Annotated in this window: 19 protein-coding genes; 13 read left to right on the forward strand and 6 right to left on the reverse strand. The window is 59.0% G+C overall.

The genetic code is table 11. From position 1 onward, the window contains the following. Positions 1-190: 190 nt before the first annotated feature. The 3 genes from HKK55_RS15480 to HKK55_RS15490 all read right to left on the reverse strand — a co-directional run bounded on the left by HKK55_RS15480 (position 191) and on the right by HKK55_RS15490 (position 2,177). Positions 191-556, reverse strand: a complete 366-nt coding sequence (locus HKK55_RS15480) for a hypothetical protein (protein ID WP_169355473.1) — start codon at positions 554-556, stop codon at positions 191-193. Between the two features lie 153 nt (positions 557-709). Continuing rightward, positions 710-1,120 carry an ASCH domain-containing protein gene (locus HKK55_RS15485; RefSeq protein WP_169355474.1) on the reverse strand — a complete coding sequence of 137 codons (411 nt, stop codon included), beginning with the start codon at positions 1,118-1,120 and terminating at the stop codon, positions 710-712. A gap of 142 nt (positions 1,121-1,262) precedes the next feature. Further along, positions 1,263-2,177, reverse strand: coding sequence for a hypothetical protein (locus HKK55_RS15490; protein WP_169355475.1), 915 nt, complete (start codon positions 2,175-2,177; stop codon positions 1,263-1,265). A gap of 338 nt (positions 2,178-2,515) precedes the next feature. Between HKK55_RS15490 and HKK55_RS15495 the strand changes: the two genes are divergently transcribed. The 3 genes from HKK55_RS15495 to HKK55_RS15505 are packed head-to-tail and all read left to right on the forward strand — an operon-like array spanning position 2,516 to position 5,036. Next, on the forward strand, positions 2,516-3,853 hold the full coding sequence (locus HKK55_RS15495) for an MFS transporter (protein ID WP_169355476.1): 1,338 nt from the start codon (positions 2,516-2,518) through the stop codon (positions 3,851-3,853). Between the two features lie 37 nt (positions 3,854-3,890). Next, positions 3,891-4,562, forward strand: a complete 672-nt coding sequence (locus HKK55_RS15500) for an aspartate/glutamate racemase family protein (protein WP_169355477.1) — start codon at positions 3,891-3,893, stop codon at positions 4,560-4,562. Positions 4,563-4,583: 21 nt separating this feature from the next. Then, positions 4,584-5,036 carry a thiol-disulfide oxidoreductase DCC family protein gene (locus HKK55_RS15505; protein WP_169355478.1) on the forward strand — a complete coding sequence of 151 codons (453 nt, stop codon included), beginning with the start codon at positions 4,584-4,586 and terminating at the stop codon, positions 5,034-5,036. Positions 5,037-5,089: 53 nt separating this feature from the next. On the opposite strand, the gene HKK55_RS15510 is transcribed toward HKK55_RS15505, so the two are convergent. Beyond that, complete coding sequence (locus tag HKK55_RS15510; protein ID WP_169355479.1) at positions 5,090-5,917, reverse strand: M24 family metallopeptidase; 828 nt, start codon at positions 5,915-5,917, stop codon at positions 5,090-5,092. 269 nt (positions 5,918-6,186) lie between these two features. Here HKK55_RS15510 and HKK55_RS15515 point away from each other — a divergent pair, with 269 nt between their 5' ends. The 9 genes from HKK55_RS15515 (at position 6,187) to HKK55_RS15555 (ending at position 13,007) form a co-directional block, all read left to right on the forward strand. Beyond that, the gene (locus tag HKK55_RS15515; protein ID WP_169355480.1) at positions 6,187-6,558 is read left to right on the forward strand and encodes a hypothetical protein; all 372 of its coding nucleotides are present in this window, start codon (positions 6,187-6,189) and stop codon (positions 6,556-6,558) included. A 4-nt stretch (positions 6,559-6,562) separates the two neighbouring features. Further along, positions 6,563-6,742, forward strand: coding sequence for a DUF1289 domain-containing protein (locus tag HKK55_RS15520; RefSeq protein WP_169355481.1), 180 nt, complete (start codon positions 6,563-6,565; stop codon positions 6,740-6,742). Between the two features lie 384 nt (positions 6,743-7,126). Further along, the gene (locus HKK55_RS15525) at positions 7,127-7,903 is read left to right on the forward strand and encodes an ABC transporter substrate-binding protein (RefSeq protein ID WP_169355482.1); all 777 of its coding nucleotides are present in this window, start codon (positions 7,127-7,129) and stop codon (positions 7,901-7,903) included. Between the two features lie 91 nt (positions 7,904-7,994). Beyond that, positions 7,995-8,684, forward strand: a complete 690-nt coding sequence (locus HKK55_RS15530; protein ID WP_169355483.1) for an ABC transporter permease — start codon at positions 7,995-7,997, stop codon at positions 8,682-8,684. Positions 8,685-8,696: 12 nt separating this feature from the next. Next, positions 8,697-9,395: an ABC transporter permease gene (locus tag HKK55_RS15535; protein WP_169355484.1), complete on the forward strand. Its 699-nt coding sequence runs from the start codon at positions 8,697-8,699 to the stop codon at positions 9,393-9,395. 9 nt (positions 9,396-9,404) lie between these two features. After that, positions 9,405-10,517 carry a succinylglutamate desuccinylase/aspartoacylase family protein gene (locus tag HKK55_RS15540; protein ID WP_169355485.1) on the forward strand — a complete coding sequence of 371 codons (1,113 nt, stop codon included), beginning with the start codon at positions 9,405-9,407 and terminating at the stop codon, positions 10,515-10,517. Between the two features lie 18 nt (positions 10,518-10,535). After that, complete coding sequence (locus tag HKK55_RS15545) at positions 10,536-11,300, forward strand: ABC transporter ATP-binding protein (protein ID WP_169355486.1); 765 nt, start codon at positions 10,536-10,538, stop codon at positions 11,298-11,300. A gap of 119 nt (positions 11,301-11,419) precedes the next feature. Then, the gene (locus tag HKK55_RS15550) at positions 11,420-12,328 is read left to right on the forward strand and encodes a MurR/RpiR family transcriptional regulator (protein ID WP_169355487.1); all 909 of its coding nucleotides are present in this window, start codon (positions 11,420-11,422) and stop codon (positions 12,326-12,328) included. Positions 12,329-12,581: 253 nt separating this feature from the next. Beyond that, the gene (locus tag HKK55_RS15555; RefSeq protein WP_169355488.1) at positions 12,582-13,007 is read left to right on the forward strand and encodes a hypothetical protein; all 426 of its coding nucleotides are present in this window, start codon (positions 12,582-12,584) and stop codon (positions 13,005-13,007) included. A gap of 9 nt (positions 13,008-13,016) precedes the next feature. On the opposite strand, the gene HKK55_RS15560 is transcribed toward HKK55_RS15555, so the two are convergent. Beyond that, entirely contained in the window at positions 13,017-13,718 is a 702-nt protein-coding gene (locus HKK55_RS15560; protein ID WP_336604598.1) for a tRNA (adenine(22)-N(1))-methyltransferase TrmK, read from the reverse strand. Positions 13,719-13,992: 274 nt separating this feature from the next. On the opposite strand from HKK55_RS15560, the gene HKK55_RS15565 reads away from it, so the two are divergent. Next, the gene (locus HKK55_RS15565; RefSeq protein ID WP_169355490.1) at positions 13,993-14,904 is read left to right on the forward strand and encodes a bestrophin family protein; all 912 of its coding nucleotides are present in this window, start codon (positions 13,993-13,995) and stop codon (positions 14,902-14,904) included. Positions 14,905-14,915: 11 nt separating this feature from the next. On the opposite strand, the gene HKK55_RS15570 is transcribed toward HKK55_RS15565, so the two are convergent. After that, positions 14,916-16,139, reverse strand: coding sequence for an MFS transporter (locus HKK55_RS15570; protein ID WP_169355491.1), 1,224 nt, complete (start codon positions 16,137-16,139; stop codon positions 14,916-14,918). Between the last annotated feature and the right edge of the window lie 100 nt (positions 16,140-16,239).

Genomic DNA, 16,239 nt, shown 5'->3' on the forward strand with positions numbered 1-16,239 from the left:
CAAGTCCCATATCTAATATTCGCCCGAATGGAGGCGATACGGTGCTGAAAATAGCAAAAAACTGTTGCGGCGTCGCCGTCCGCTTTTGGCCGAAATCGGTCTGTCACGAACGACCGTTTTCGGCCAAAAGAGAACGGCTCCATTTTCAATCAAATAAAACCGCTCCCCTTTTGGCTTTTTTGCTCAACGGCTACGCGACAAGCTCAACGTAGCTAGACTCCCCACCTCCAGTCGCACCCGACAACCACCCCCATACAAAAGTCAGCGTGGTCCGCCCTGCCTGATCAACGCCTACTGTGCCACGAGACCATCCGGCAAGAATCTCACCCTCCGTCGTTAAGCACTGATAAAGAAGCTCAATGGTATTGGGGCCTGTCACGCGCCCGACTTGATTACCCATGCGAATCCGGCCGCCTTGGTAAGTGCTCGAGATGGCATTTTCCTCGACATGGTAATGAAACACCGTGCCTGCGCCTGATAGCCCCTGGGCGTTGCCTGCGACGATGAATCGGCGATTGTTCAAACGCTCGCTGATTTGAGAAAAGCTGACTTCCATAAATGTCGCGTCCTGTAGTCGAGATATTCCATCCCTGCCTTCAAAAATGGGACGGTTTTATTTGATTAGAAATAGCCCCCTTTTTGTCAGATAGAAAATCAGCCATCCCAAGCATTCATATACTAAAGATAGTTGGCTAAGGAGCCTTATCTTTTACAATACTTCCACCAACTCAAATTCTTCTGCCATAAGTTCCATAGTTTCGTCGAACGAGCCCTCTCTTTGGAAAAAATCTTTATGGCCCTGCATCCAGTACCTGAGACTGAGATCCCCTTCGCCTTCCTTCCTTGCAAGATCTTGATCTACGTCGCAGTAACGGACTATACGCATCGAAATAACTCTAATTACACATACAGGTTCGCCCTTGCTATTGAGGATGATACTATAATCGCCAATAGTTGATGATTCATCTTCATGCTTGAATGACGAGAGTGAGCCACATGTGGCTGTTTTTATTCCTTTAACAACAAGCTCAGCCAACTCATCTGCCATTTCTGGAGTATCTCCAAATTTCCATGCAATGGCTCCGGGGTACCTAACCTTTAAATCATCAATTATGCTCATAACTAAATCCCTTTAAATCATGTTGTTGCCTATAGGAATAGCCCCATTAAATAGCAAAAAGGGGACGGATTTATTTGATTAAAAACAGATCCGTCACCTTTTGTCCCCTGGGCGTCGCAGGCCGGTTCGAGCAGCGCCACCGCTATTTAAAAGTGCCAGCCTTCACGCTACGCATGCGTTCGATGAATGCATCGTTCTCCGGCCTGCTCCACCCCGGGTGGGCTGCTTTAGCGGCGTCATACCATTCCTGCGGCCGCGTAATAGCCGCTTTTTTCATCTGATCCCATGTTGGCGGCAAACTTGCCGTTTTCATGCACTCGGTCAGCGGACTCGTCTGCACCCCGCGTGGCAAGCCGAGTCCTTCGAGCGAGTTCAGCCGTTTCAGGGAATCGCCGTCAGCCTCATCCGCGCCGTGGCGGAATTGATAGTTCGTTGGCGCCAGTACCTGATACCAACCGATACGGGCGTTTTGCTTGTCCAGCGGTGCGACAAGCAGGGTTAACTTGAACTCCTCAACCGGCCCATCATGGGTCCTGGTCTTGTCGTTAACACCTGGGCCAGTCCAGGGGAAATACCCGTCCGCGTCGTAACCGAGTTGCTGCACGCCGACATACACCTGGCCCTTGCGGAGTACAACGAACTTAATCCAGACCCTGTCCGGGAGCTCGCGCACTTCACGCACGAAGGTGCGACCTCCGTCGGTGGAAAAGATGAGCTTCTCCGTTGCACCCGCCGTCATCGCGAAAATCACATCCGGGTCGTCGCTGGAAAATTGTATGTCTGGAACACTGCCTTCGCCCACATAGGAATCAATACCGTGGGCCGGGTCGACGTAGCGAACGATACCGTTGCAGCTGGCGTTCAACTCGGCCGTAAACCACGTTTGCGCAGTCCACTGCCAGGCCTTTTGTGGCGGCGCATATAAAGCCAGTGCGCCCGAGAATTCGCGAATTTCCGGCGTTTGCCTAGTGGGCGACGGGATGGGGGGATGGATCCCGCATGCCGAGAGCACGCTGGTCAGCGCCAGCATGGCGCAGGAAAGACGTTTGAATTGCATCAGAAGGCTCCATTTGCAGTGACGGTCATCAGCGCCGTCGCGCGGTCATTGCCGGCTGCACCGACGACGGGGGCAACCTGCGTGAGCATAGTGAACGAGGGCGAAGATAAGCACCTTATTTATTGCGCCATTCAGAGTGTCCGTATTGATGCAGGCACGATTTTTCGTTAGTCAGAACGCCCCACTCCGCAATCACCCCCGCCCAACCTGGCCCAGATCCTGCCTATATCAACCCCATCCAGTCGGTACTGACTACGCGGACGACACTTTTGAACCCTGCCGCCTCAGTCACTCCCCCGATAATCGAATGCTTACTGACAAAAACGCCGAGGCCCACCATGACGAGCCCATCCACCGAACAGGTAAGCCCTCAAACCCTGCGAAAGGTGATCATCGCCGCCGGCATCGGCAATTTCGTCGAGTGGTTCGACTTCGCCGTCTATGGCTTTCTCGCCACCACCATCGCCCAACAATTCTTCCCCAGCAGCGATGCCAGTGCCGCATTGCTCAAGACCTTCGCCGTGTTCGCTGTCGCCTTTGCGTTCCGCCCTCTGGGTGGGATTTTCTTCGGCATGCTGGGCGACAGGATCGGGCGCAAGCGCACCCTGGCGATGACAATTTTGCTGATGGCCGGTGCAACCACCTTGATCGGTCTCCTGCCCTCCTACGCCGCCATCGGTGTCGCGGCGCCGATTCTGTTGTCGCTGATCCGCTGCGCCCAGGGTTTTTCCGCCGGGGGTGAATACGCCGGGGCCTGTGCTTACTTGATGGAGCATGCGCCGAGTGATAAACGCGCCTGGTATGGCAGCTTCGTCCCGGTGTCGACGTTTTCCGCCTTCGCCGCCGCAGCGGTGGTGGCCTATGCACTTGAAGCGTCGTTATCCGCCGAGGCGATGGGCAGTTGGGGTTGGCGCCTGCCGTTTCTGATTGCCGCGCCGTTGGGGCTGGTGGGGCTGTATCTGCGCTGGAAGCTGGATGAGACGCCGGCCTTCCAGGCGGTGAAGCAGGAACATGCCGTCGCTCATTCGCCCCTCAAGGAAACCTTGCGCAACCATGGTGCGGCGATCTGCTGCCTGGGCGCTTTTGTGTCACTTACGGCGCTGTCGTTTTATATGTTCACCACTTACTTTGCGACGTACCTGCAAGTCGCGGGTGGGCTGAGTCGTGCGGCGGCGTTGTTGGTGTCGCTGATTGCGTTGATTTTCGCGGCGGCGATTTGCCCGCTGGCGGGGTTGTATTCGGACCGGTTCGGGCGTCGGGTCACAGTGATGACGGCCTGTGTGTTGTTGATGGTGGTGGTGTACCCGTCGTTCCTGATGGCGAGTTCGGGGTCGTTCGCGGCGTCTATTGTCGGCGTGATGTTGCTGGCGGTGGGTGCGGTGTTGTGTGGGGTGGTCACAGCGGCCTTGCTGTCGGAGACCTTTCCGACCCGCACGCGGTACACCGCGTCGGCGATTACTTACAACATGGCCTACACGCTCTTCGGTGGTACCGCGCCGCTGGTGGCGACGTGGTTGATCAGCACCACTGGCAGCAACTTGTCGCCGGCGTTTTATTTGATCGCGGTGGCGTTGCTGGCGTTGGCGGGTGGGTTGGCGTTGCCGGAGACGTCGAGGATTTCCCTGCATGAGGTGGGTGCGGAGGAAAAAGGCGCAGCGCCGTTGCTCTCGCGTTAAAGTCGGCGGGTGTTCAAAAACGCCGAGAACCTGAGCCATGCGGATTACCTGCCTTCATACCGCCCACAGCAACATTGCGGTGTTTGACGCTGCCGCAAGAACGCTGGGTATTGGCCCGGATGTATTGCACCACGAAGTCCGGGCCGACCTGCTGGCAGCGGCTGAACACGCCGGCAAGTTGACTACGGATATAGCCCATGAAGCGCGCTTGGCGCTGGTTTCACTGGCCCAGCACTGCGACGCCGTTGTGCTCACGTGTTCGACCCTCGGCCCGGCGGTTGAACACATCAGCACGCACGCCCAAGTACCGATTTTGAGAGCGGATGAAGCCCTGGCATTGGCGGCTGTTCACGTCGGCGGGAAGATTGTGGTGCTGTGCGCGGTCGAAACCACCCTCGCCCCAACCTCCCGTCTGTTTTCCCAGGCTACACAGCACACCAAGGCATCGGTCGAGGTGCAGTGGGTTCCGGGAGCATGGGCGATGTTCAAGGCGGGAGACATCGACGGCTATCTGGCGACCATCGCGCAGGCTGCTGACCGTGCCTATGTGAATGGCGCCTCTATCGTGGCGCTGGGGCAAGCGTCCATGAGCGGCGCGGCTTCGCTCGTGACGACGGGCCCTGCCCCGCTGACCAGTGCATCGACGGGCCTGCGGGCTGCGCTGGACGCGGTATTGAATCGCGCCAAACGTGGGTATGATCCGAGATAACCCCTGATTGGACCCACGCTCATGCCCGCGTCCCAAACCCGCCCCTCCCCCGCGCCACTCCTCAACCCCGGCGAAACCGTGGTGTTGTTCGATGGTGTGTGCAAGCTGTGCAATGGCTGGGCGCGGTTCCTGATTCGCCATGATGAGCAACGGCGCGTGCGGTTGGCGGCGGTACAGTCGCCGGAAGGTCAGGCGCTGCTGGCCTGGGCAGGGTTGCCGTTGGATCAGTTCGAGACCCTGGCGGTGATTCGCGACCCGCATTATTGGGTACGTTCGGATGCGGTTTTCGAAATCATTGCCCAACTGCCTGCCGGTTGGCGTCCATTGCTGCTGTTGCGTGGCGTCCCGCGGGTGCTTCGGGATTGGGCTTACGATCGCATTGCGCGCAATCGCTATCGGCTCTTTGGGAAGTACGACACCTGTCTGTTACCGAACCCCGACCATGAACAACGCTTTTTGAAGGAGCCGCTATGAACGCCTTGGTGCGCATCAACTGAATGACTGATCGTTCCCACACGTGGGAACGATCAGTCAAGCAACCGGCTGAGCAACCGGTGCCCGTCCGCCGTCACCACTACCATTGCTGACAGCATCACACCGTCTGCACCGTCCTGTGTGAGCAAGCTCCAGAAATCAGGTGGCTGGTATCTAACCCCATAGGTGCCGGCCTTTGCGATGACATATACGTTCAGTACCTGCCCAGGCAGCATCAGGGTGTCATCGTCATCGCTGCCTCTATAACCAAGCACCTGAGGCTTCTGAATCCGCGCCTGTCCCATGGCATAACCCGAAAACTCACGCACCGCGACCGACCGGTTGGCATCCAACACCTGTTGAATCGCCTCGCCGACCTTGAACAGCCGCTCACCACCTCGCACTTGGGCGATGCCACTCTGCAGCGCACTGCGCGCCGTGGCTAGCAACTGACGCTGTTGCGGGGTGGCATTGGGCGTCGCGAATGTCCAGACCTGGGCGACATGGGCCTGGGCCGATGCGGCCACCAGTTCCACTTTAACCAAGGCAGCCTCAGGGAAAGGGGCGTCGGTGGGCGGTGCGGCGCTCACCTGGTTATTCACCGAAACCGGCACTGCCGCCGGGTAGCCTTTATAGCCCATCATCATCGGCAGCCAGCCGTGCTGCTCATATTGCGCGAGCAGATAGGCCTGAATCGCCGTGCCGCTACCACCCTTGCGGACCATCGGTTTGACCTTGAGCAACAGATCGCTGGCCAAGGGCGCGAGCCGCGTTTCTTCTGTGAGAATAGTTTCGCTATCCAACTGCGCGATGCTTGCCGCGCGGGCTCTGATAGCATCGCTGTAGGCGTCGAGCGACAGTTCGCTGGCGTTCGTACTCATGCAAAACAGCAATGGTAGTAGTCCCAGTCTTTTCAACATGACCTTCCTTGGGCGTCCATTATCGGGCTCGGCGTCTTGCGCCGGGGGACTCATTCTAATGCCAGTCAGCCCAGTAATCTCTTCCGGCACAGCGCTTCGTGAGTGGGTGCGTTTGTGCTAGCTTCCACGGCCGCAATAAACGCAGTGAAATACTGAACGAAACCTAGCACTGCCACGCGTACAGTAAATGGAATTTTCTGATGGCTATAGTGCAACCACCGGAGCCCGCAATGCCCTCTACCAAACGCGACAGCGCACGTATCGAACGTCGTCTGGTCGCGACCCTGACCGAAGCCTGTGAAACCGCCAAAGCTGAAATCCTCGGATTTGACTGGCTGACGCACGAAGTCGACTACACAGCCTTCCCCCAAAGCCTGCGAGTGATCTGGGTATTTGATACCCGATCAAACAAGGAGCAAGCCCTGGCAAAGGGAGAAGGCCAACGAATGCGTGAACTGACGGGCGCGGCACTCAGGGATGCCGATGTGGATCTGCCGTCATTGGAGCGCTGCGTACGGTTCGACTCCGAGGAGGAATGCCGCATTCAGCAGGCCGGAGATTGGCGTCTGCGCCTGGCCAAGTTGCATGCGGTAAAGGGGTAAGGTCTTGGCTAAAGATATCGAGAATCCATGTGTCTCAATCTGTCAGCTCAGTGGCGATCTATGCGTCAGCTGTGGTCGGAGCAAGGAGGACATTCGCAAGTGGAAGCGGATGAAGCGCCCCGAGAAGATGGCCGCCGTGCAGAGAGCATCTGTGCGGTTGAAGGCGTTGAAAAAAGGCAAGTGACGGTGACTCGTCAAGGATTGCATAGGTATCTACCCATCTTTTAAATCCTGCGAAACCTGTTTTGAATCCTGCGAAAACCTGTAGCCGCTGCCGAGGCACGAGGCTGCGATGCGGGCCGCAGGACCGCCTTGGGGCCGCTTCGGTCGAGCGCGACCCCGGTCCCATCGCAGCCTCGTGCCTCGGTAGCGGCTACAGGGTTTCGGGGGGGCAAGAAATGTGCAGGTGCACTTTGTCACGCCCTGAATTGATATGATTATTTTCAGATGTGTTGCATATTGAATTTTATTATGTCATTTATTGCTCCGCCGATCACAGGACCGATCCACCGCGCCACCCCGGATGGCGGGCACCCGCTTTCCCAAATGCCCCCAAGGAGTCAACAATTTGAACAAGACAGAACTTCTAGGCGCTCTGGTGCTGTGCGCTTTCAGCTTCCTGGCACATGCCGACGAAGACAGCCTGCGTATCGGTATCGAAGCCGCCTACCCGCCCTTCTCCTTCAAGACACCCGAGGGCAACGTCAGCGGGTTCGATTACGACATCGGCAACGCCCTGTGCGAAGAAATGAAGGTCAAATGCGAGTGGGTCATCCAGGAGTTCGACGGCATGATCCCGTCGCTCAAAGTGCGCAAGATCGATGCCGTGCTGTCGTCCATGTCCATCACCGAAGACCGGATGAAGTCCGTGGACTTCAGCAAAAAGTACTACCACACACCGGGCAAGTTCGCGATGAAGGCCGGCAGCGTGATCAATGACCCGTTGGTGGACCTCAAGGGTAAGAAAGTCGGCGTGCAACGCTCCTCGACTTACGATCGTTTTGCCACCGAACAACTGGAAAATGCCGGCGTTGTCGTGGTGCGCTACGGCTCACAAAATGAAGCCTTCCTGGACCTTGCCTCGGGTCGTCTGGACGCTACCCTCGCCGACATCGTCAACACCGATGAGAGCTTCATCAAAACACCGGCTGGCCAGGGCTTCGCACTGACAGGGCCCGACATCAACGACCCGAAGTATTTTGGCCGCGGCGCCGGGATCGCCGTGCGTAAAGGCGACACTGCCAACGTTGCGCGCCTGAATGCCGCGATTGATGCCATTCGCGCCAATGGCAAGTACCAGCAAGTGATGGCCAAGTACTTCGCGTTCGATATCTACGGCGAGTAAGCCTTACCTTTAGCCCCGGCGCCGGCCCATTGCGGGCGTCTGTTGGGGCTTGTCTTGCGCGCCTCGCGGCGCTCGCTTGAGGAACTTCATCATGCTCCACGGCTACGGATCGAGCATTCTCGATGGCGCCTGGCTGACCATAAACCTGGCCTTGACGTCCATGTCCCTGGCAATTGCCCTGGGGCTGATCGGCGCGGCACTCAGGTTGTCACCCCTCAAATGGCTGGCCCTGCTCGGGGAAAGTTACACCACCCTGATTCGCGGCATTCCAGACTTGGTGCTGATCCTGCTGATTTTCTACGGTGGCCAGGATCTGGTGAACCGCATTGCCCTGGCGCTCGGTTACACCCACTACATCGATATCAACCCCTTTATCGCCGGCGTCTGCACCATGGGCTTCATTTTTGGCGCCTACCTCTCGGAAACTTTTCGTGGCGCCTTCATGGCCATCCCCAAAGGTCAGGCCGAGGCCGGCGTGGCCTATGGCATGAGCGGTGTGCAGGTGTTCTGGCGAATTCTGGTGCCACAGATGATTCGTTTCGCCATTCCCGGGTTCACCAACAATTGGTTGGTACTGACCAAGTCCACCGCGCTGATCTCGGTGATCGGCTTGCAAGACATGATGTTCAAAGCCAAGAACGCAGCGGATGCCACACACGAGCCCTTTACGTTTTTCCTCGCGGTGGCGGCGCTGTACCTGATGCTCACCAGCCTGTCCTTGCTGGTGCTGCGCTATCTGGAAAAACACTATTCGGTCGGCATCAAAGCCGCCGAATTGTGAGGGGAGCCACCCATGATTCTCGACTACAACCTGATCTGGGAAAACCTGCCGCTGTACTTCAATGGCGCCCTGTTGACCCTCAAAGTCCTGCTGATTTCCCTGGCCCTGGGTTTGGTATTGGCCATTCCACTGGCGCTGATGCGAGTGTCGCGATCGCCGTTGATCAACTTCCCGGCCTGGCTCTATACCTACGTGATTCGCGGCACGCCGATGCTGGTGCAATTGTTCCTGATCTATTACGGCCTGGCGCAGTTCGAAGCCGTGCGCCAAAGCGTGCTGTGGCCTTACCTCTCCAGCGCCACCTTTTGCGCCTGCCTGGCCTTTGCGATCAACACCAGCGCCTATAGCGCAGAGCTGCTGGCCGGCAGTTTGAAATCCACCCCCCATGGCGAGATCGAAGCCGCCAAGGCCATGGGTATGTCGCGCCTGACCCTGTATCGCCGCATTCTCCTGCCGTCGGCCTTGCGCCGGGCACTGCCGCAGTACAGCAACGAAGTGCTGATGATGCTGCAAACCACCAGCCTGGCTTCCATCGTCACGCTCGTCGACATCACCGGGGCCGCGCGTACTGTCAGCTCACGGTTCTACCTACCGTTCGAGGCGTTTATCACCGCCGCGCTCATCTACCTCGTCCTGACCTTCATGCTCGTGCGCCTGTTCAAGTTGGCCGAGCGCCGTTGGCTGGCGTATCTGGCACCACGCAAGTACTAAGGAGCTGCTATGGAGCATATTCAACACCGCTTGCCGTGGAGTGCATCGGGCACCGAACGAACGCTGACACTGTTTCGTTTTGGCAGTGGCGCACGCAAAGCGTACATCCAGGCGTCCTTGCATGCCGACGAGTTGCCGGGGATGCGCGTCGCCGTCGAGCTCAAGCGCCGTCTTCTGGAACTGGAAACACAAGGCCGCCTGACCGGGGTGATCGAGTTGGTGCCCCTGGCCAATCCGATCGGTATCGCCCAGATGTTCCAGGCCACCCATCAGGGGCGCTTTGAGTTCTCCAGCGGCAAGAACTTCAATCGTGACTTTCCGGAGTTGGTCGATACCGTTGCACCGCTGCTGGAAGGCCAATTGGGAGCCGATGCCGACGCCAACGTGGCACTGATCCGCCGTGCCATGGGCGATGCCCTCGCCGCCATGCCGGCACCGACCTCGGAACTCGACGGCCTGCGCCGCTTGTTGCTGCAGCATGCCTGCGATGCCGATGTGGTGCTGGACCTGCACTGCGATTTCGAGTCGGTCATGTTGTTGTATGCAATGCCGCAGCACTGGCCACGCTTGCAGTCACTGGCCGCACGCCTCGGCGCCGAGGTCACGTTATTGGCCGAAGCGGCAGGCGGCAGTGCTTTCGACGAAGCCTGCGCCATTGCATGGATACGCCTGGCCGAGCTGTTTCCGAAAGCCAATATTCCCCTGGCGTGCGCAGCCACCACCATCGAATTGCGTGGCATGGCAGACACCGAGCGCGAGCAGTGCGTCGACAGTGCACAAGCCATTCTCGGGTATCTCGCCGAACAAGGCCTGATCAGCGGCGACTGGCCGGCGGCACCTCCAAGCCGTTGCCAGGCCATGCCATTTGCTGGCGCGCAGTACGCCTGTGCGCCCCATCCGGGTGTGGTGAGTTTTCTGCAACCGCTGGGCGCGCAGGTCAAGGTCGGCGATCCACTATTCGAGGTCATCGACCCGCTGACCGACCGCCATAGCGTGGTGCGCGCCAGCACCGACGGCATTCTCTATGCCCGCGAACGGCTGCGCTTTGCCCAGCCCGGACTGTGGCTGGCCAAAGTGGCAGGCATCACCCCTATTCGCCAGGGTCGCTTGCTCAGCGACTGACTCCAGAGAGTTCAAAGCATGTACAAACTAGAAGTTCAGGATTTGCATAAAAGTTACGGCGCGCACCAGGTGCTCAAGGGCGTGTCCCTGCAAGCACGGGCCGGCGACGTGATCAGCCTCATCGGTTCCAGCGGCTCAGGCAAAAGTACGTTCCTGCGCTGCATCAACCTGCTGGAGCAACCTAATGCGGGCCATATCGTGCTCAATGGCGAACCGCTCAAGCTGGTGGCCAACAAGCTTGGCGGGTTGAAAGCGGCCGAACCCACGCAGTTGCAACGTATGCGTTCGCAGCTATCGATGGTGTTTCAACACTTCAACCTCTGGTCACACATGAGCGCGCTGGAAAACGTCATGGAAGCCCCGGTGCATGTGCTGGGCCTGGGCAAGAAAGAGGCACGGGAAAAGGCCGAGCACTACCTTGATAAAGTCGGCGTGGCGCACCGCATGAGTGCCTGGCCGGCGCATATGTCCGGTGGCGAGCAGCAGCGCGTGGCCATTGCCCGCGCACTGGCAATGGAACCGCAAGTGATGCTGTTTGATGAGCCCACCTCGGCGCTCGACCCCGAACTGGTCGGCGAAGTGCTTAAAGTCATGCAGGATCTGGCGCAGGAAGGCCGCACCATGGTGGTGGTGACTCACGAAATGGGCTTTGCCCGCGAGGTGTCGAACCAACTGGTATTCCTGCACAAGGGCGTTGTTGAAGAGCGCGGCGACCCGCGTGAGGTGCTGGTCAACCCGCAGTCCGAACGCCTCCAGCAGTTTCTGTCCGGGAGCTTGAAGTAAGACTGCCCTCCACTGTTCGGCGCTGCCCTGATCAGGTTGGCTTCGGATACACTCCAGCCAACCTTGTCAGGGTATCAGGCACGACCCTTCTCTCACCCTCAGGAAATGTTGAGCTGGATATGCCAACCCCATCGAAAGACACCACGGTCTATGCCGCGCCGGTCATGCGCAAACTGACGGAAATCGTTTCCGAACTGCCGCCGTCACTGCGCAAGGTGGCGGACTTTATCCTGCGTCACCCGCTCAAAGCCGCAACGCTGACCATCGAAGAGATGGCGCACGAAACATTGACCTCCCCCGCCGCCGTCAACCGTCTGGCCAAAGCGCTGAACCTCGGCGGTTACAGCGGCATGAAGGTCGAGTTGCTCGCCACGTTGCAGCAGATGGTGTCGCCGGTCGACAAACTGCGCAACGAACTTGCCCATCGCCCGGGCGGCGCGTTTGGCCTGCACGAGCACCTTCAAAGCGCCAGCAGCAACCTGGCCACGGCGGCGACCAACAACCACGCCGATACCTTTGAAGCGTTCGTCACCCGCCTGACCACGGCCCGCAAAATCTACATTCTGGGGTTCGGCAACAGTGTTTACTTAGCCGGCCTCGCCGCCTCGACCCTGATGCCCTTCTGTGCCGAAGCCACGGCCATCAGCATGGAGGGAGGCAACGAAAACGCCGCGTACCGACTGGCCGCGATCACTGATCAGGACGTGTTACTGGCGATCTCCCTGCCACGCTACTCCCTCGATACCCTGCAACTGGCCCGCTTCGCCAATGAACGTGGCGCATCGGTGCTGGCAATTACCGACTCCCCCGCCTCGCCGCTCACCGGCATTGCCGAACACACGCTGTTTGCACCGTGCGATCACCCGGTGCTGACCAGCTCCAACATCGCCGTGCTCGCCTTGATCGAGGGCTTGGTCGCCGGCGTGATGGCGCGTAATAAAGAGGCGGTTAAGCTGGCCACCGAACTGACTGAAAGCGTGATGTCGTACTTGCACGTTCCTGTTAGTGGTAGGCCGTCGAAAAAGTGATTTCGTTCTGGTTTTTTATCTGATGGGGCGGTGCGGTTTCGATGTGCCGCAGAATCGATCACTGCACCGGCTTTAAAATAATGGTGGTATGACCCCTATTTTCTACTGCTGAGAGCGTCTTTGCGGTTGAAGGCGTTGAAAAAAGGCAAGTGACGGCGTTCGGCTCTGCTCTCCTCAGTCCTCTATTAGTCTTTTTATAAAAACGGCCCTTATCAGTACCTAGGTGTCTTTTGGCCAAACAAGGAAGCATGCAATGAAGTTAATCCTCGCCGTGTTGCTAATGTTCAGCAGCTACGTTTACGCCAGTTGCGAAAACATCAGCAACGATGACCAACGTAACTACTGCAAGGCCCGAGAAGGACGCGGGGGCTGTCAGAACATCAAGGACGACGACACGCGTAACGCCTGCAAGGCCGAAACAGAAGGCACGGGGGATTGCGGCAACATTCGTAACGATGACCAGCGCAACTTTTGCAAAGCCAAGCAAGGCTCGGGAGGCTGCCAGAACATCAAAGACGACGACATGCGCAATGCCTGCAAAGCCGAGACAGGAGGCACAAGTGATTGTGGCAACATTCACGACGATGACCTGCGCAACTACTGCAAAGCCAAGCAAGGCTCGGCGGGGTGCGACAACATCAAAGACAATGGCCTGCGCAATCAGTGTAAGGCCTTGTAGCACCGCCCATCATTCACAAGCCAACAACTCGCTAATCCACCGCGCCTGCCGAGCAATCTCCTGCACCTTCTCCTCCGGTACCTCCTGCCGCGCTCGGGCTAGCTGGCTCAGCGTCTGTTGCTTGTGCCGCAAAATGCGCCGCCACTTACCCAGAAACGCCGGACTGCGCGCCTGCATCTGCAGCGGGCCGAAGTACAACTCTTCGTCGGTGTAGATCACCGGCCCGTCGCGTTCGGCGACGATGATTTCGTAGTCAAAGCGGTTTTCCCGCAGCAGTTCCTCGCAGAGGATGCGGTAGTCATTTTCCATCAGCCATTGGCGCAGGGGCTGCTCGCCGCCGTTGGGTTGCAGGATCAGGCGTTCCTGGCCGCTCAGGTGTGCCTTGCCGCTGTCGAGGATGTCGCGGATGGTTTCGCCGCCCATGCCGCAGATGCTGATCGCGGTGATTCGGTCTTGCGGCTCGATCGCTGCCAGGCCATTGCCCAGGCGCACGGTGATCTGCGAGTCCAGGCCGTTCTCGCGCACGGTGCGTTCGGCCGAGCGGAACGGCGTCAGTGCCACCTCGCCGGCCACCGCCGCCGCGATGGCGCCACGGCGCATCAACGCCACCGGCAGGTAGCCGTGATCGGAGCCGATATCGGCCAAGTGCGCACCGGCAGGCACATGGGCTGCCACGCGCTCGAGGCGCATGGACAATGTCTGTTCGTTCAACTGCTGTTCCTTTTCACCACGAATGTCCGGCACCGTTGGCACGGGTGCGGGCGGCCATGATGCTTGGTGAGGGAAGCAGGGTAAAGGACCGACGCGGGTTGGGTGATGGATTTCACTGTTCCACTCCTAGCGGCTGGCGATGCCCTAGCGTCTGCTCCAGCCTGAATCGATTCAGGCCTCAGAATCATTGATCACACCCCGCGCCGAACCTTTCCCCACCAAACACCGTCGGAGCTAAGGCATTCATGCTCACCGCTCGCCGCGAGGTTTCCGTTTGAAAGCTGCCATCGTCAAAAAATACCGCCTGATCATCAAGACCATGGGCTATGTCGGTTGGGCGCTGTTCTGGCTGCTGCTCTGGGATATTGCGGTCACCGTGGACTTCATGCTGTTCCTCAATGCCAAGATCAATCTGCCGCTGATGCCCCTGACGTTGTTGGGTTCAGCGTTGGTGGTGCTGATCAGTTTTCGCAACAGCAGTGCCTACAACCGCTGGTGGGAAGCACGGACCTTGTGGGGTGCAATGGTCAATAACTCCCGCAGCTTTGCCCGCCAGGTGCTGACGTTGTTGGATGACCCCGGCAGCGAGGTCAATCCGATCAAGTCGACCCTGCTGCGCCGCCATGTGGCGTATGTGAATTGCCTGGCGGCGCACCTCAGGGGCCAGCCTTGCCCGGAGGAAGTACGGGCGTTTATTCCCGCTGATGAGTTCGCGCGCAGCAGCACCACCAATAACTTTGCCAACGACATCCTTACCGGTTCTGCGGCGTTGCTGGCTCGGGAATACAAAGCCGGGCGCCTGGACAGCATTCGCCTGGCGCGATTGGAGTCGACCCTGGTGGACCTGTCCAACAGCCAGGGCGGTATGGAGCGAATCGCCAACACACCGCTGCCCTATCCCTATGTGTATTTCCCCCGGCTGTTTATTTCATTGTTCTGCCTGATCGTGCCGGTGGGGCTGGTGGAATCCCTGGGCTGGTTCACCCCACTGGCTTCAACAGTGGTGGGCTTTATGCTGCTGGCCATCGAGCGTATCGGCACTGACCTGCAAAGCCCGTTTCGCAACAGCGAACACCAGATCCAGATGGAAACCATCTGCGAAACCATCGAGAAAAACCTGCAGTCAATGCAGCGTGATTCCTTGGGTGACATGCGGACGCTTGAGGATAAGCGGCTTCGGCCGTGAGCGGTTGCCACTCAGTGTGCCGCGACCGCCGCCTTGCCGTGCGCTCGTCGGCCAGGCTTGAAGCCATGGGAGCGAGCCGCCCAGGCAATCGCAAAACCCACCGCCAGCAACACCAACATCGCCCACGGAAACGAGGCCACGCCCCAGGTGTCCAGCAGGACGCCGCCAACCACGCCGCTGCCGGCAATGGCGCTGTTCCAGGCCACCACATTCAGCGATAGCGCCACATCCGCCCCATCACCCGCGGCATCCGCCAGGGCGGTTTGCAGCAAGGTCGCGGCGCCGCCAAAACTCAGGCCCCAGATCGCTACACCGATATAGATCGCCCCCGGCATTTTGGCCAGGAAACCAAATGCCAGGCACGTTGCGGCAAAGGTCGCGAGGCTGACCAGCACCGTCCTGCGCAATAGCGGTTCGACCAACTTGGCGGTGATCCAGATGCCGGCCAATGCAGCGACGCCGAAGACCAGCAGCACCAGGTCCACACGCTCCAGCAGCCCGGCGGGCGCCACGAACGGTGCGATGTAGGTGTAGAGAATGTTGTGGGCCAACATCCAGGCAATCACCACGGCCAATACCGGCCGTACACCGGGCGTGGTCAGCACCTTGCGTAGCGGCAGGCGCTGGTGGGCCGCTTGCCCGGGATAGTCCGGCACCTTCACCAGCACCCAGACAATTAATATCAGGGTCATGGCCGACATGATGCCGAACGCGGTGCGCCAGCCCACCACGCTGCCCAGCCAGGTGCCGAGCGGCACGCCGAGTGACAGCGCAATCGGTGTGCCAACCATGGCCAGCGCCAGCGCCCTGCCCTGTTGATCAGGCGCCACCATGCGCCGGGCGTAACCGGCCAGCAGGCTCCAGGCCAGGCCCGCGGCCATTCCCGCGAAGAAGCGTGCCACCAGCGTTATCCCATAGTGGGACGACAGCGCGGTGATCGAGTTGAACAGCAAAAACCCGACGATGGTCAGCAACAACACATTGCGCCGACGCCAACCGCGGGTGGCGATGGTCAGCGGGATCACCGCCAACACGGAACCCAGGGCATAGGCCGTAACCATTTGGCCGGCCAGGGATTGGGAAATGGCCAGGCCATCGCTGATTTGCGGCAGCAAGCCTGCCGGCAAGGTTTCGGTCACGATGCAGATGAAGCCTGTCATCGCCAGGGCCAATAAGGCGCCGATGGGCAGGCGCTCAGGTACAGCGTCGGCTGATAGAGAGATGGAAGGGGTCACAGGGAGAGGCTCCTAGGCTGAGAAAGGCTCGGACGAGCCACTTAAATACTGATCGGTATAAATGTTGTCGCGACAGGCCCACGTTGTCAACGATTTATGT

The sequence above is a fragment of the Pseudomonas sp. ADAK18 genome, assembly GCF_012935695.1.
Classification (GTDB): Bacteria; Pseudomonadota; Gammaproteobacteria; order Pseudomonadales; family Pseudomonadaceae; genus Aquipseudomonas.